This window comes from Roseateles sp. P5_E4 (genome assembly GCF_054049255.1).
This window is the reverse complement of the sequence record NZ_JBFUMS010000008.1, coordinates 247,750-262,287: the sequence shown is the minus strand read 5'-3', so window position 1 is coordinate 262,287 and position 14,538 is coordinate 247,750. Positions and strand designations below refer to the sequence as shown.

The 14,538-nt window shown below is 68.1% G+C and carries 11 protein-coding genes; 7 read left to right on the top strand and 4 right to left on the bottom strand.

What is annotated here, in order from left to right; all coding sequences use genetic code 11:
- Positions 1 to 99 precede the first annotated feature (99 nt).
- From recO to acpS, 5 genes are all read left to right on the top strand, one after another.
- Entirely contained in the window at positions 100 to 870 is a 771-nt protein-coding gene (gene recO / locus ACXJLH_RS17310; RefSeq protein WP_457390590.1) for a DNA repair protein RecO, read from the top strand.
- 121 nt (positions 871 to 991) lie between these two features.
- Positions 992 to 2,437: a hypothetical protein gene (locus ACXJLH_RS17305; protein ID WP_457445505.1), complete on the top strand. Its 1,446-nt coding sequence runs from the start codon at positions 992 to 994 to the stop codon at positions 2,435 to 2,437.
- The gene (locus ACXJLH_RS17300) at positions 2,424 to 2,903 is read left to right on the top strand and encodes a hypothetical protein (RefSeq protein WP_457322317.1); all 480 of its coding nucleotides are present in this window, start codon (positions 2,424 to 2,426) and stop codon (positions 2,901 to 2,903) included. The genes ACXJLH_RS17305 and ACXJLH_RS17300 overlap by 14 nt, the downstream gene beginning before the upstream one ends.
- Before the next feature lie 37 nt (positions 2,904 to 2,940).
- The gene (locus tag ACXJLH_RS17295; RefSeq protein WP_457445503.1) at positions 2,941 to 3,708 is read left to right on the top strand and encodes a pyridoxine 5'-phosphate synthase; all 768 of its coding nucleotides are present in this window, start codon (positions 2,941 to 2,943) and stop codon (positions 3,706 to 3,708) included.
- Positions 3,705 to 4,103 carry a holo-ACP synthase gene (gene acpS / locus ACXJLH_RS17290; protein ID WP_457445501.1) on the top strand — a complete coding sequence of 133 codons (399 nt, stop codon included), beginning with the start codon at positions 3,705 to 3,707 and terminating at the stop codon, positions 4,101 to 4,103. The genes ACXJLH_RS17295 and acpS overlap by 4 nt, the downstream gene beginning before the upstream one ends.
- 22 nt (positions 4,104 to 4,125) lie before the next feature.
- Here the strand turns inward: acpS and ACXJLH_RS17285 are convergent, their stop codons facing one another.
- The 4 genes from ACXJLH_RS17285 to ACXJLH_RS17270 form a co-directional block, all read right to left on the bottom strand.
- On the bottom strand, positions 4,126 to 5,142 hold the full coding sequence (locus ACXJLH_RS17285; protein WP_457445499.1) for a hypothetical protein: 1,017 nt from the start codon (positions 5,140 to 5,142) through the stop codon (positions 4,126 to 4,128).
- Between the two features lie 123 nt (positions 5,143 to 5,265).
- The gene (locus ACXJLH_RS17280) at positions 5,266 to 6,969 is read right to left on the bottom strand and encodes a COG3904 family protein (protein ID WP_056204205.1); all 1,704 of its coding nucleotides are present in this window, start codon (positions 6,967 to 6,969) and stop codon (positions 5,266 to 5,268) included.
- Between the two features lie 59 nt (positions 6,970 to 7,028).
- Positions 7,029 to 8,585 carry a POT-type proton-dependent oligopeptide transporter gene (locus ACXJLH_RS17275; protein ID WP_056204202.1) on the bottom strand — a complete coding sequence of 519 codons (1,557 nt, stop codon included), beginning with the start codon at positions 8,583 to 8,585 and terminating at the stop codon, positions 7,029 to 7,031.
- A gap of 89 nt (positions 8,586 to 8,674) precedes the next feature.
- Positions 8,675 to 11,599, bottom strand: coding sequence for an Rne/Rng family ribonuclease (locus ACXJLH_RS17270; RefSeq protein WP_457445497.1), 2,925 nt, complete (start codon positions 11,597 to 11,599; stop codon positions 8,675 to 8,677).
- Positions 11,600 to 12,216: 617 nt separating this feature from the next.
- Between ACXJLH_RS17270 and ACXJLH_RS17265 the strand changes: the two genes are divergently transcribed.
- The gene (locus ACXJLH_RS17265; RefSeq protein ID WP_457445600.1) at positions 12,217 to 13,209 is read left to right on the top strand and encodes an RluA family pseudouridine synthase; all 993 of its coding nucleotides are present in this window, start codon (positions 12,217 to 12,219) and stop codon (positions 13,207 to 13,209) included.
- Positions 13,206 to 14,519, top strand: a complete 1,314-nt coding sequence (locus tag ACXJLH_RS17260) for a hypothetical protein (protein ID WP_457445495.1) — start codon at positions 13,206 to 13,208, stop codon at positions 14,517 to 14,519. Before ACXJLH_RS17265 ends, ACXJLH_RS17260 begins: the two co-directional genes overlap by 4 nt.
- The last annotated feature ends 19 nt before the right edge of the window (positions 14,520 to 14,538 follow it).

Sequence of the window (14,538 nt, the reverse complement as noted above, 5' to 3'; positions counted from 1 at the left end):
TCAAAGACAACACGGCCACAGAGGCACGGAGACACAGAGGAAAACCTTGAATTTCTCTGTGCCTCTGTGTCTCTGTGGCTTTGTTCATCGGCCGAGCCGATGCGGCTGACGCGCCCGCCTGCGGTCCAGCAGGCCTACGTGCTGCACCAGCACGACTGGAGCGAGTCCAGCCTCATCCTCGACCTGTTCACGCGCGAGTCCGGCCGGCTCGCCGTCGCGGCCAAGGGCGCCAAACGGCCCTACTCGCAGCTGCGCGCCGTACTGCTGCCGTTGCAGCGCATCTCTGTCAGTCTCTCCAAGCCCGCCAAGGCGGAGGGTGGTGAGGTGCAGACCCTGCGCAGCGCGGAGTGGGGCGGCGGTGCGACCCTGCCGGCGGGTGCGGCGCTGTTCTCGGGCTACTACCTGAATGAGCTGCTGATGAAGCTGCTGGCCCGCCACGACCCGCATCCCCAGCTCTTCGACGCGTACGCCGACACGCTGGCCCATCTGGCCGAGGGCGACGCGGCGCTGCGTGCCTTCGAGATCAGGCTGCTGGCCGAGCTGGGCCTGCTGCCCGACCTCAGCGTCGTCACGACCACGCAGACTGCCATCGACCCCGCGCGCCGCTACCAGCTCTCGCCCGAGTCCGGCCTCATCCCGCCCACCAGCGACGCCAGCTTGCCCGGCACGCTGCTCATCCAGCTCCAGGCCGCGCTGCTGCACGGCAGCCCCGCCGCGCTGCGTCAGGCCTGCGCGGTGGAGCTGCAAGGCCTGAAGACCACGCTGCGCGGCTTGCTCCACTACCACCTTGGCCACCAGCAGCTGCGTACCCGCTCGCTGATGGTCGACGTGCAGCAATTGCTGGACGGGGCTAGGGTCAGCCGCAGCTAGGGTTGCGCCGCGGCTAGGGCCAGACGCAGCTTTCGGCGCGGCCAGGTACTGCCAAGAATGCGCGGCATGAGCTGGTGCTGCATGACTGCCCGGCGCCTTGCAATCCGACCGAGAGCCCACCATGCCGCCCAACACCGTCGACAACGCCGTCAAGGACATCCGCCACCACATGGAGACGGGCTGGTTCAACCCCGTCACCAACGGCGACATCAAGAGCGTCAAGTCCATCCTGTCCAACCTCGACGCGGCGGACAGCCGGGCGGTCATGGCGAAGCTCGGCGCGGACGAGTTGCGCCAGATCGCCGACGAGATGAACGACGACTCCTGGTTCGGCAATGGCGGGCTGAGCCAGGGCGAGCGGCGCGACTTCTTCAACGAGATGGCCCGCGACCTCAGCGGCGCTGATCTGGCCAAGCTGTCACAGGCATTCGACCGCACCACCGGCCGCCAGACCTCGCGCGACCGCCTGCTGTCCGACGACAACATCACCGACCTGGCCGCCGCCGTCGGTCAGCATGGCAGCAGCCAGACCAAGCTCGACTTCGTCAAACAGCTGGCCGGCGCCTCGACAGACCAAACTGCCATCGACACGATGAACGAGTCGCGCCTGCACGATCCGCAGGCTCGCGCGATCGCCGAGGTGATCGGCAGCATGGATTCCGCCACCGCCCAGCAGGCCCTGCAGGGCCTGCTGCCCGAGCAGCGCCAGGCGGTACTGAAGGCGGCCACCAACGAGACCCTCCTCGTCGCGGGTGGCATGGGTGGCGGCGTCGGCGCGGTGCGCACCGACACCAAGTCGCTGGAGCAGTTGCTCAAGGTCGCCAGCGGCATCGGTGATGCCGACACCAAGGCCCGCGTCTTCGCCGACGCCGCTTCGGTGATGACCGATCTGGCGGGCCGCGGCCGGCCCGACGCCGCCGAGAACGTGCGGCGCAGCATGGGCCAGCTGATCCTGAGCGACACCAATGGCGTCATGCGCGAACTGGCCGCCAACCGCGAAACGGCCAACGGCTCGGCGCTGGCGGCCTATGCCAAGGCTTCGCTGAACGCCAAGGACTTCAACACCCTGGGCGAGATCCAGGCGCAGATCTCGCTGGGCAACGGCAAGAACGAGAACCCGGCCGCGCGCTTCGAGGCCCAGACTGCTGCTCCCGGTGGCGGCCAGCGCTTCGTCAACGCGGAGACGGCCGGCTACTACGCCGGCGCCGTGAGCGCAGCGGTCAAGGACATCACCAAGGACGCGAAGGAGCAGGGCGACCTGATCAATGCGACGCTGAAGAGCGTGCTGACGGTTGTCGACAAGACCGCGGGCCGTGCCAATCCGGCCGTGGGCATCGCCGCCTCGGTGCTGAAGGAATGGACCCAGTTCGGCGTCAAGGCCGCCATGGACGCCAAGATCAGCGACCAGGTCAGTGCCGACGACAAGCTATTCTGGGCGCTGGTGCCCAGCGTCGCCACGCGCACCCTGCCCAACGGCCGTCCCGATCTGGAGCAGGCCGCCAGCAGCGGCGCCGGTGCGGCCTTCAACGGCACCTGGATCGTCACCCGCGAACATGCCAAGCCATGAGTCCCAACTTCCCACCGACCCGGCCCGCCGCGCCTGCCTGCTCGCCGGCCTGGGCTTGCTGATGATGAGCACCGCCGCCACCGCAACGCCGGTCGTGGCGCTGCCCACTCCGCCGGCCGGCGCCGTGGCGGTGGACTGGGATCATTTCGGTGAGCCTTCGCTGTCCGCCGCTCGCCGTGCCAACGTGGTTGTCAGCAAGGCGATGCAGGCGCGGGTCGTGGACACCCAGCTCTACCGGCTGCCCGGCGATACCGCCTGGGAGGTCGTGCTGGGCCATTACCAGCAGGCTGCCACGCCGGCCTGGAAGCTCGCCGCCAGTGCCGGCCGCGTGGAGACCGGCAACCCGGCCTGGCAGCAGCGCTTCACGGCCGCCGGGGACGCGAAGCGCGGTTTCTCGGTCGTCTGGCTGCCGGCCGGTGGTGACGTGCGCGACGGACTGCTGATGGTGCTCAGCACCTCCCCCTGACGCGCCAGGGGTTGTGACGCTCCACTACGATGGGGGCATGAACCCGCTTGCCCACGCCGGCGCCCGCTGCGCGCTGTCCGTTAACGTCAACAAGGTCGCGCTGCTGCGCAACACCCGCCACCTGGGCATTCCCAGTGTGCTGCGTGCTTCGGAGCAATGCCTGCTGGCAGGCGCCCAGGGCATCACTGTCCACCCCCGCCCCGATGCGCGGCACATCCGTGCCGGCGACGTCGACGACCTCGCTGCCTTCCTGAAGGACTGGCCCCAGGCCGAGTTCAACATCGAGGGCAACCCGACGCAGAACCTGATGGACTTCGTGCGCAAGCACCGGCCCCATCAGGTCACCTTCGTGCCGGACTCGGAAGAGCAGTTCACGTCCGACCATGGCTGGACGCTGCCGCAGGACGCCGGGCGACTGAAGCCGTTGATCCGTGAAGCGCAAAGCCTGGGTGTGCGCGTCAGCCTCTTCATGGACCCGCATCCGGCCGCGATGGCGGCCGTGGCCGAGCTGGGCGCGGATCGCATCGAGCTCTATACCGAGACCTTTGCCAGCGCCTTCGGTACCGAACGCCAGGACGCCGTGCTGGCCGGTTTCACGGCCACGGCCGAGGCGGCGCTCAGGGTCGGCCTGGGCATCAATGCCGGCCACGACCTGAATCGCGACAACCTCAGCCTGTTCCTGCGCCATGTCCCGGGTGTACAGGAAGTGTCCATCGGCCATGCCCTGATAGCCGATGCATTGGAGCTGGGCTACGCCGATACGGTGCGCGGCTATCAACAGGTCATTGCCACGGCGTACCAGTGATTTACGGCATCGGCACCGACGTCTGCGACATCCGCCGCATCCGAGCCACGCTCGCGCGGCGCGGTGAGCGCTTTGCCGAGAAGGTGCTGGGCCCGCACGAGCTGACCGTCTTCAGGGAGCGCCGTGCCAAGGTCGACGCGCGCGGCGAGGCCTATCTGGCAACGCGCTTCGCCGCCAAGGAGGCCTTCTCCAAGGCCATTGGCATGGGAATGCGCATGCCCATGACCTGGCGGGCCATGGAGGTCGTCAAGGCACCCAGCGGCAAGCCCGAGATCGCATTGCATGGGGCGCTGGCTGATTGGTTCGCCGCCCGGGGCCTGCGCGCCCATGTGACGGTCAGCGACGAGCAGGACTATGCCGTCGCCTTTGTCGTCGTGGAGAGGGCGGCGCCTTAGAGTCGAGTCCTGGCGCCCCCGCTCAGGGCGCCTTCTTGACCGCTGGCTTGGCGGCAGCGGGCTTGGCGAGGGACTCGCCCTTGGACTGCACGACCATGTCCATGTCCATGAACATCCGGCCGTTGTCGGGCCCGTTCATCGTCATTTTCATGTCCATGGCGAGCTGGCTGGCCAGCGGCAGGCGGTCGGCCAGGCGCAGCGAGCTCGTGCCTTTGCCACCACCCGTGATCTGCATGTGCAGCATCGGCGGTGCAGCGTCCGCGGCCGCGCCGCTGGCCGCGGATGCAGCAGCCGCGGGCCTTGGCAGCGGGGTGTCGATGTTCATGTTGAGATCCATGCTCAGGTCGAAATGCGCCACACCCTTGTCCACGCGGGCCAGCGTGTAGCGCACCAGGCCTTGCATGCCGCCGGCGCCGCCTGGCAGCGGCATGGGCAGGGCCATGTTCAGCGGCACCTCGACGCTGTCGCCGACCTTCAGTGGGCGCTGGCTCAGGGCCTTGAGCAGTTGCAGGGACTCGCTGATCGCGGCCTTGCCCTGATTGCTCATGGCCTCGCTCAGCTCGGGTGAACCGCCCTCGACCTTCTGCACCTCGAAGCCGAAGTCCTTGGGGTTGAAGCGCGCTGCAATGCGCATGTCGGTCTTGCCGAGGTTGGGCAGCGGTGTGGGCTTGCCACCGATTTCCACGCTGCCGCCCTTGGCGCCGACCGCCAAGCTCAGCGGCAGCCAGCCCGCGGTGTCCGCAGCGCCGACCTGCATGGTCTGCTCCATGTGCATGCTCATCTTCATCGGCCCCATCAGCGCCATGCCCTCGGCGGCTTGGGCCGCCTTGGCGCGCTGCTCGTCCGTCGCGTCGGGGCCGGCCTCGACGCGCATCTTCATGACGGCTTGCAGGTCGATCCGCTGTCGTTGATGCTGGCCGGCACGCGGCGTGGTGTCGAAGCTGACGGCGGCGGGCGCGCTCGGTGCCGCCTGGGCGGCGAGGTTGAGGCCGAGCAGGGCGCCAAGCAAAGGCAGGCGCAGCGGGGAGGCGATGGTCACGAAAGCAACTCCATGAAAAGCGGTGCCGAATTGGCAACCGAGCGGTATCGTAGAAAGGGCGAAGGGACGACCGGCATCAGCTGGCCTGGGTAATTTCACCCAAGCGAACTTATGCGGTCCTGATCAGCGCGATGGCTGGAAGAGCAGCCGCTCCGCCAGGTCCCGGCGGGCCGGGGGCTGGCCCTGCAGGCGGTCCAGCATGGCGATGGCGGGGTCGCAGCTGGCAGCGACGCTGGGTTTGGCCGCCTCGGGCGCGTCGACCCACAGGCGCGATAGCATGCCCATGGCCGTCGGCCCCACGGTGCGCTCAAGGACCTCGATCTCAAGGGCGCTGACCGGCTTGGGCTGCCGGTGTGGCAGCGTGCCATTGGCCACGTCCTGCAGCCATTGGGCTTCGCGCACCTGTAAGGCCTGCGGGAGCTGCGGGCGCACGCCCATGCGCCCGTCGAGCAGGTCGCGGCAGGCCCCGGCACTGACGCCCGCGGGTGGTGTGCGCAGGGCCTTCAGCTGGTCGGACACCAGTTGCACATAGCGGTGGCGCAACACGGCGTCGGTGCCGCCGAGCAGATCCGGCATCTGGCGGGCCAGGGGCGACAGCACGGTGGCTTGCACCTCCTCCTCGCTGGCGCCGGCCTGGTGGGCGGCCAGCATGCGCTTGGCGATGTCGTCCACGGTGCCTGGGGTGCGCTTGTCCAGCGCCTCCCACACGGGGTGCATGTGCAATGCATCGTCGAAATCGGCCAGCGTGGCATTGGCGGCCGGCAGTGGCACCGCCAGTGTGGGTGGCGCTGGCGCGATCAAGGCGTAGGAGACCAGCTCGTCGCGCGGCACGAACCACATGCTGCGCGACGGCGTACGCAGCGTCTTGTCGATCATGGGCTGTGGCAGGCCCAGCTCGGTGTAGGTCTTGGCCAATTGCTGGTTGGCCAGTTCCTCGAAGACCGGGTTGTAGGTGCCGGTGGATGCGCGATGGAAGCCCAGCTCGCCCGTGGCCGTCATATGGCGGGGCTGCCCGGCCAGGAAGACAAGGGTGCAGGCGCTGGCGCAGGTGCCCACCGCGCGGCTGGCCTGGCCGCGCGCCTTCAAGGCCGCGGCCATGCGCTCAGCCTCGCGCACGCGGCCGCCAGGTGACGCCAGTTCCACGCGCTTGAGGTCCCGTGCTGCCTCGCTGTTCAGCAGTTGGCGCAGTCGCTCGCCGTCGCCCATGCCGATGACACCATCCAGCCGCAGGCTGCGGCCATCGGCGGAGAAGCTGAACTTGGCCTGCCCCAGCGGGTCGACGCCGCGGGCCATGGACCAGTACTCGCCCACGCTGGGCAGGAAGCCGAACACCACCGAGGCCAACAACTGCAGGGTGCTGAGCGCCAGCGTGATGCGCGCCAGCCACCCCCAGAGTGCCGAGCCGCTTTCGCGCAGATAGTTGGCCGCGGCACGCCAGGCGCCGACGATGCACCACAGGTTCAGCGCCAGCAGCAGCGGCATGGTCACCAGCAGCGAGATGGCGCTGACCTGTAGCGAGTCGCCCTTGACGCTGATCCAGGTCATCAGGCCCGTCAGCAGGAAAGCCAGTGGCGTGGCGACGAGGAAGTTGTTGACCCAGTAGCTGCGCACCAGGCTCATCTCGCCATGCCAGTGGCGGGCGAAGTAGCCGCGCTTGGATTCGCGGATCACGCGGGTGCGCGGCGACCGGGCGCCCGCCGGACGCGGGCGGTTCGAGGACTGCTGCCAGGCCGCAGCTTCGGGCGCCGGCTCAGGCGCGGCGCGTGGTGCATGGTGATCGACCAGCGTGGGATCGACGTAGGGGCGGCGATTTTGAGCGTCTGTCATGTGCCGCGCAGCTTACTGAGCCAGGCGCTGAAACCAAGGTGGCTATTCACCGCCGCACTTCAGCTGCGGTAATTGTTCAGCATCGGATAGCGCCTTGCCACGAGCGCAAACAGGGTCGCGGCCACGAGCGCGAAGCCGGCGAAGAAGAACATCAGGCAGGCGGTCTCGCTGTAGCCGGTCGACTTGATCGCCTGCAGCGCCGCCGGGCTCTTGATGCTGACGTTGGACAGCAGCACCCACAGGTTGCCGATGGTCACCGACAGGCTCCAGAAGCTCATGATCGTGCCCTTCATGGACAGCGGTGCCTGGCTGTAGGCGAACTCCAGCCCGGTGGCCGAGACCAGCACCTCGCCCAGCGTCAGCAGCGCATAGGGCAGCATCTGCCAGACGATGCTGACCGTCGTGCCTTCGTCCAGCCACAGCTGCAACACGCCGGCGACGATCCAGGCCGCACCCGCCAGCGCGATGCCTGCGCCCATGCGGCGCAGTGCCGTCACCTGCAGGCCCATGCGTTGCAGCGTGGGATAGAGCACCAGGTTGTTGAAGGGGATCAGGATCATCACCAGCGCCGGGTTCAGCGCCTGCATCATGGACGACTGGAACCAGGCGGGCTTGGCCATCTGATCGGCTTGCAGCACCCAGGTCGAGGCCTTCTGGTCGAACAGCGACCAGAACGGCGTGACCAGCGCGAACAGCACCAGCACGCGCAGCACGCTACGCACACCGTCGACAGCCTCGTCCGGATGCACGCCGCGCGCGCGCTCCAGCTGCATCGCCGCGCCCACGCCGCCAAAGCCCATCACCAGCACGAGGGCCAGGCAGACCGCCGGCACGAGGCCCAGGCCATCGATGCGGCTCAGCGAGTAGGCCGCACCAACGAGACCAAGCGATGCCACGGCGGCGCCAGCGCCGCCGGCCTTCAAGGCCGTCCAAACCACCTTCAAAAAGCTGTGCGGGTTGGCGCCGCGCGCCGGCTGGTGCACATACTTCTTGCGGCCGCTCCACAGGATGACGGTGGCGGCCAGCATCAGCAGACCCGGCAGCGCGAAGGCGACGCTGGCGCCATAGTTCTTCAGGATGAGGGGCATCAGCAGCGACGCGAAGAAGCTGCCGAAGTTGATGATCCAGTAGAAGGCGTCATAGACCTTCTGCGCCAGCGTCCGGTTGCTCTTGTCAAACTGGTCGCCAACGAATGAACTCACCAAGGGCTTGATGCCACCCGAGCCGAGCGAGATCAGGAACAGGCCGAAGTAGAAGCCCCGGATGTTGTCGTCGAACAGGGCCAGGCAGGCATGCCCCGCGCAGTACAGGATGCTGAACCAGAAGATGGTCGGGTACTTGCCGAAGAAGCGGTCGGCCAGCCAACCGCCCAGCAGCGGGAAGAAATAGACACCGATGACGAAAGTGTGGAACACCTCCTTGGCCTCGGCCTTGCGCAGGTCCTCGGGAATGGCCAGCAGCAGGCTGGTCATCATGAAGACCGTCAGGATGTTGCGCATGCCGTAGAAGCTGAAGCGCTCGCATCCTTCGTTGCCGATGATGTAGGGGATCTGCGGCGGCATCTTGGCCGCGGGGCTTGCCGCGGTGGCGGCGTCTGCGGTGACAGTGGTCGTCATGGGGGCCTCGGAGTTGGGGCTCTGAAAAAGAGAAACGCCGCCCGGCTTGTGGCCGAGCGGCGTTGGAGGGTGGGATCAGCCGACCCGAATCATGCCTCGAAAGGCAGCTTCACCTGGCTGAGATCCTTGCGGGTTTCCACGAGCACCAGCGGGCCCTCGTCGACAACGGCGACCGCTGCCGGCTCGCGGCCCAGCGGGGCCGGTGCGGGCTCGGCCGCGATGGCGGCCTGCACAGCGGCGATCTTGTCGGCGTCGGAGTTGACCCATTGCAGGCCGGCACCTTCGGCGATGGATTGAAGCTCGCCCATCGGCAGCTTGAAGGCTTGGACAACCGGCGCCGGGGCCGGCGCAGGTGCAGCGACCGGAGCCGGCGCGGCGGCCACGGCTGCGGGCGCCTGGACCGGCGCAGCAGCATTGGCCATCGCGTCTTCGATCAGCGAACTCTGCATCGGCGCGGCGGCCGAAGCGGCCTCCTCGCCAGCAGTGGCTTCCTGGCCTTCGACGGCACCTTCCTCACGGCGGCCTCGGTTGCGATTGCGACCGCCGCGACGGCGGCTTTCGCGGCCATGGCCCTCGGCGTCATCACCTTCGACGGGCGGCGTGGTTTCGGCGCCTGCGTCAGCAACAACTTCAGCCGGTGCTTCGACGCCGGCTTCTGCCGTGCCTTCGGTGCCCGTCTGATCGTCGCGCTCGCGGCCACCACGGCGACGGCGGCGGCCACGGCCCTGGCGCTCTTCACCGGCCGGCGTGTCGCCAGTCGGAGGCAGGGCGGCTTCGGCCTGGCTGTCGACAAAGGCCGGCGGCGCGTCGTGGACGGCGGCCAAGTCTTCGCTCAACGGCGCGGCAACCGGCAAGGCGGCCACGGTCTCGACCGGCGGGCGCTCCTGGCGCTCGCCCCGCGGGCGGCGCTCACCACGCTCCGGGCGGTCACCACCGCGTTCGGTGCGCTCACCACGTTCAGCACGCTCACCACGTTCGGTGCGCTCGCCGCGCTCCGGGCGTTGCTGCTGTTCAGGCTTGTCAGCGCCTTCGGCGCGCGGCTTGCGGTCACCGCGTTCGCCGCGCTCACCGCGGGCTTCCTGCGGCTTGCCATCGCGGCGGCCACCTTGGCCACGCGGCTCGTTGCGCTCACCGCGTTCGCCACGCTCGCCGCGCTCACCACGGCGGCCACCGTCGCGGCGACCATCACGGCCGCCTTCGCGCTTGGGCTTGTCCGTTGCGGCAGGCGCCGCTGCGGGCGCCTGGACAGCAGGTGCCGGGGCCGGCGCGGCATCGCCACCGCCGAAGAAGCTGAACAGGCGGCTGAAGAAGCCCTTGGCCTGCGGTGCTGGCGGCGGGGGCGCAACGACGGGCGCCGGTGCGGGCGCGGCCGCGACGGGCTCGGGCTTCGGTGCGGCGACCGGCGCGGGCTGCTCGGGCAGGATGCCCTTGATGACCGGCTCCTGCTTGTTCTTCTTCTCGACGTCGCCGCGACGCGTGATGCCGACCTCGTCGGTCGGCTCCTCGATCATCGTGTAGCTGGCCTGCAGGTTCTCCAGGCGCGGGTCGTCGTGGCGCAGGCGCTCGAGCTTGTAGTTCGGCGTCTCGAGGTGCTTGTTGGGCACCAGCAGCACGGTGACGCGCTGCTTGAGTTCGATCTTGGTGATCTCGGTGCGCTTCTCGTTCAGCAGGAAGGAGGTCACTTCCACCGGCACCTGCACGTGCACGGCGGCGGTGTTGTCCTTCATGGCCTCTTCCTGGACCATGCGCAGGATTTGCAGTGCCGAGGACTCGGTGTCGCGGATGTGGCCCGTGCCGTTGCAGCGCGGGCAGGTGATGTGGTTGCCTTCGCTGAGTGCCGGGCGCAGGCGCTGGCGGCTCATTTCGAGCAGGCCGAACTTGCTGATGGAGGCGAACTGCACGCGGGCGCGGTCCTGGCGCAGCGCGTCGCGCAGGCGCTGTTCCACGTCACGGCGGTTCTTGCTCTCCTCCATGTCGATGAAGTCGACGACGATCAGGCCGCCCAGGTCGCGCAGGCGCATCTGGCGGGCGATTTCGTCGGCCGCTTCGAGGTTGGTGCGGGTGGCCGTCTCTTCGATGTCGGTGCCGCGGGTCGAGCGGGCCGAGTTGACGTCGACCGACACGAGGGCTTCGGTGTGGTCGATGACGATGGCGCCGCCGGACGGCAGGTTCACCGTGCGGCTGAAGGCCGTCTCGATCTGGTGCTCGATCTGGAAGCGGCTGAACAGCGGTGCGTCGTCGCGGTAGCGCTTCACGCGATGGCCCTGGTCGGGCATCACGTGGTTCATGAACTGGCTGGCCTGCTCGTACAGGTCGTCCGTGTCGATCAGGATCTCGCCGATGTCCGACGTGAAGTAGTCGCGGATCGCGCGGATGACCAGGCTGCTTTCCTGGTAGATCAGGTAGGCGCCCTTGCCGCCCTTGGCCGCGTCATCGATCGCGGTCCAGAGCTTGAGCATGTAGTTCAAGTCCCACTGCAGCTCGGGCGCCGTGCGGCCGATACCGGCGGTGCGTGCGATCAGGGACATGCCCTTGGGGTACTCGAGCTGGTCGAGGTTTTCCTTCAGCTCCTCGCGGTCCTCGCCCTCGATGCGGCGCGAAACGCCACCGCCGCGCGGGTTGTTGGGCATCAGCACCAGGTAGCGCCCGGCCAGCGACACGAAGGTGGTCAGCGCCGCGCCCTTGTTGCCGCGCTCTTCCTTCTCGACCTGGACCAGCAGTTCCTGGCCTTCCTTGATCGCGTCCTTGATGGTCGCGTTCTTGACGTCGGTGCCTTCGCGGAAGAACTGGCGCGAGATTTCCTTGAACGGCAGGAAACCGTGGCGGTCCTCGCCGTAGTCGACGAAGCAGGCTTCGAGCGAGGGCTCGACCCGCGTCACGACGGCCTTGTAGATATTGCCCTTGCGCTGCTCGCGGCCTTCGATTTCGGTCTCGAAGTCCAGCAGTTTCTGGCCATCGACGATTGCGAGGCGCCGCTCTTCCGGCTGCGTCGCATTGATCAGCATGCGTTTCATGTCATCACTCCTCACGCGCCGGGCGGGCATTGAGCCGCCGCAAAACGCGCACGTTCATCGCGCCGCCCGAAAGCGGCTCAAGATGCACGGGCAATGACTCGAGAACCGAGGAAGGAATCGCCCTGGACCGAAAGCGCGGCCGACCGTGGGGGTCAGCGTGCAGTCGGCGTTGGCGCGTGCGCCGCAGCAGCTGTCATGCGAGCCGAGCTGCCGGCTCCCGCGCGCACCCGCCCGGCCAATGGCCGAAACAGGGCGGCCACACCGGGATCTAGCCGGGGCCGCAGGGGTGCGTGTGGGGGGAGGGGCATGCTCATCTGCGTGGGCTGCTGGACGCTGGTGACAGCTCGCGTCGGCCTAGGCCTGGGCGTTCTGTCGCCATGGAAACCTTGTTGTCTGCGGGCGCCGGGTGTCTTGAAACAATCAAGGGCAGCGGGGCTCGCGGGGTTCTTGTGTCATCGCTCTGCCGCGTCGGGCAGCGGGCCGTTCACTCACTCGGGGAGGAAACCTGCCGGCCGTCTTTCGCGTTGCATCGCCTGTGGCCGCCAGGGCTGTGCCCCGTCGGCCACACGTTACCGCCGCTAAAATCAAACAAATCAAATACTTACGGCAGCAACGTGGTGAAAAGGATTATAGGGGTAGCCCAAGTGCCACCCGACACCACGCAAACCCCTGCCACGGCACCAGCCGTGCGCCGGGTCACGGTGGACGAAGGTTCCGCCGGGCAGCGTCTGGACAATTTCCTGCTGCGCGAACTCAAGGGTGTGCCCAAGACCCACGTCTACCGCGTCATCCGGGCCGGCGAAGTGAGGGTCAACAAGGGCCGGGCCCAGGCCGACACCCGGCTGGAAATTGGTGACGAGGTGCGCATCCCGCCGGTGCGCCTGCCCGAGCGCCCGGCTCAGCCCGAGGCGCCGGCGCGTGAGTTTCCGGTGGTGTTCGAGGATGAGCACCTGCTCGTCATCGACAAGCCGGCCGGCGTGGCGGTGCACGGCGGCTCGGGCGTCAGCTACGGCGTCATCGAAGCCCTGCGCCGCTCGCGGCCGACGGCCAAGTTCCTGGAGCTGGTGCACCGCCTCGACAAGGAAACCTCCGGCCTGCTGATGATTGCCAAGAAGCGCAGCGCGCTGGTGGCACTGCAGGATCAGCTGCGCGAGCGCGAGACGGGCAAGACCTATGCCGCCCTGGTCTGGGGTGACTGGCCGGCCAAGCTCAAGGTCATCGACGTGCCGCTGGTCAAGTTCGTCGGCGGCGACGGCGAGCGCTGGGTGAGGCCGGGCAAGGCGGATGAGGAAGGCGCCAAGCGGTCGATCAGCCTGGTGAAGGTCGTCCAGCGCACGCCGCATTTCAGCCTGCTGGACGTGACCATCAAGACCGGCCGCACCCACCAGATCCGCGTCCACCTGCAGCAGGCCGGTCACGCCATCGTCGGCGACCCCAAGTACGGCGACTTCGAGCGAAATCGCGAGCTGGCGCGCGGGCGTGCCAAGTTCGACCGCATGTTCTTGCATGCGCGAAAGCTGCAGTTCCAGCATCCGGCGACGGGGGAGACGGTGACCTGCGAGGCGCCATTGCCTGCCGATTGCCGAAGCCTGGTGGACGGTGCCGCATGAAGTTGTGGCGGGCGCTTGAGCGGTTGGGCCGGGCGGCCTTCATCGTCGCGGCCTCTCTGGGCGGCTCGTGGGTGGCCGCCATGACGATCATGCCGCCTGCGCCCATTCCCCTGCAATTCGAAGCGCGCACCGATCGACTGACACGCGACGGCCTTGTCGCCCTGAACGAGTTGGCGGTGCGTGCCGCGCAGTGCCCGGCGAACGAGCTGGCCCTGCACTTGTCGCCGGCCAAGAGAGCGCAGACGGCGCTGGCCAAGCGCCGCGTGGCAACAGTCCAGAAGCGGATGGAGCAGTTGGGGCTGAAGCTGGCGGTCGAGATGAAGCCGTTGCGCAATGGGCAGGCCCGCCCCCGGCACCGCCACACGCTGTTGGCGGATGTGGGCGCCGCCGACGACGTTTGGTGCGACCTGCGAGCGGGATCGCAGGCATTCGCCTGGGCCGAGGCAATGGGGCAATACGTCGAGGGCGCCGAGCCGAGGATGCCGGCCTTCTGGCAGCGCTTGTCCAAGCAGGGCAGGTCGGGCCTCGCAATGCCTCTGGCGGTCGCGGCCGTTTGCGCAGGGCCCGGTTGTACGCGGCATCCGGAGCTCTACCATTGGTTGGCCGAGCAGTCCCTGCGGGATGCGTCGATGCAAACTCGGCGTTGGTGGTTGCTTCAGCTCTGGGCGCGTGCCGAGGACGCCGAGGTGGAGCGATTTCGGCAGCGCTGGGGCCTGGCGCCTTTGACGCTCCAAGAGCGAGCCGGCCATGCGCACGAATTGGCAGCTGGCGGCCTGCCGTGGGCGGTGATCGAGCAGCGATTGCGCGAACCCGAGGTGATGTCCTACTTCGGTGAGCAGCCAATGATCCTGGGCGGGCCTGGGCCGCATTGGCTGTTGGGCGTGGCGACCCAGCAAGGCCAGCTCGATGCTTTTGACCGGCTCATCGAAGCCGCCGGGCCGGCCAAGGGCTGCTTCGTCATGGCAGCCTTCTGGGAAGCAGGCGGGGATCAGGAGCAATTCGAGGCGTGGAGGCCGCATTTCGCAAGCTGGGCGCGCGGCGCCACCATGCCATATCAGCCGAAGGGTTCTCCCGTCAGCTGCAATCCCGTCGCCGCAGTGCTGAGAGAAGCCTTCTGCACTGGCAATGCGGCCGATGTGGCAGCGCGCTACGAAGCCATCTGGGACATCCTGCTTGAGGCCGGCGTGACACTCGAATCGCCCGCAGTCCGGCTGTTCACCGAACCGGCCGCCGAAGGCGCCCGTCAGCCTTGCCGGCTGGAGCCGATCCCCGGTTATGCATCTCGCTTGCGCCAAGTCGAGCGCCCCTGAGTCTCAAGGCGAAAGCCCG

Bases quoted from the DNA above. Each gene is read 5' to 3' on its own strand.
- recO (WP_457390590.1), top strand. From the start codon at position 100: ATGCGGCTGACGCGCCCGCCTGCGGTCCAGCAGGCCTACGTGCTGCAC.
- ACXJLH_RS17305 (WP_457445505.1), top strand. From the start codon at position 992: ATGCCGCCCAACACCGTCGACAACGCCGTCAAGGACATCCGCCACCAC.
- ACXJLH_RS17300 (WP_457322317.1), top strand. From the start codon at position 2,424: ATGCCAAGCCATGAGTCCCAACTTCCCACCGACCCGGCCCGCCGCGCC.
- ACXJLH_RS17295 (WP_457445503.1), top strand. From the start codon at position 2,941: ATGAACCCGCTTGCCCACGCCGGCGCCCGCTGCGCGCTGTCCGTTAAC.
- ACXJLH_RS17280 (WP_056204205.1), bottom strand. From the start codon at position 6,969: ATGACAGACGCTCAAAATCGCCGCCCCTACGTCGATCCCACGCTGGTC.
- ACXJLH_RS17275 (WP_056204202.1), bottom strand. From the start codon at position 8,585: ATGACGACCACTGTCACCGCAGACGCCGCCACCGCGGCAAGCCCCGCG.
- ACXJLH_RS17270 (WP_457445497.1), bottom strand. From the start codon at position 11,599: ATGAAACGCATGCTGATCAATGCGACGCAGCCGGAAGAGCGGCGCCTC.
- ACXJLH_RS17260 (WP_457445495.1), top strand. From the start codon at position 13,206: ATGAAGTTGTGGCGGGCGCTTGAGCGGTTGGGCCGGGCGGCCTTCATC.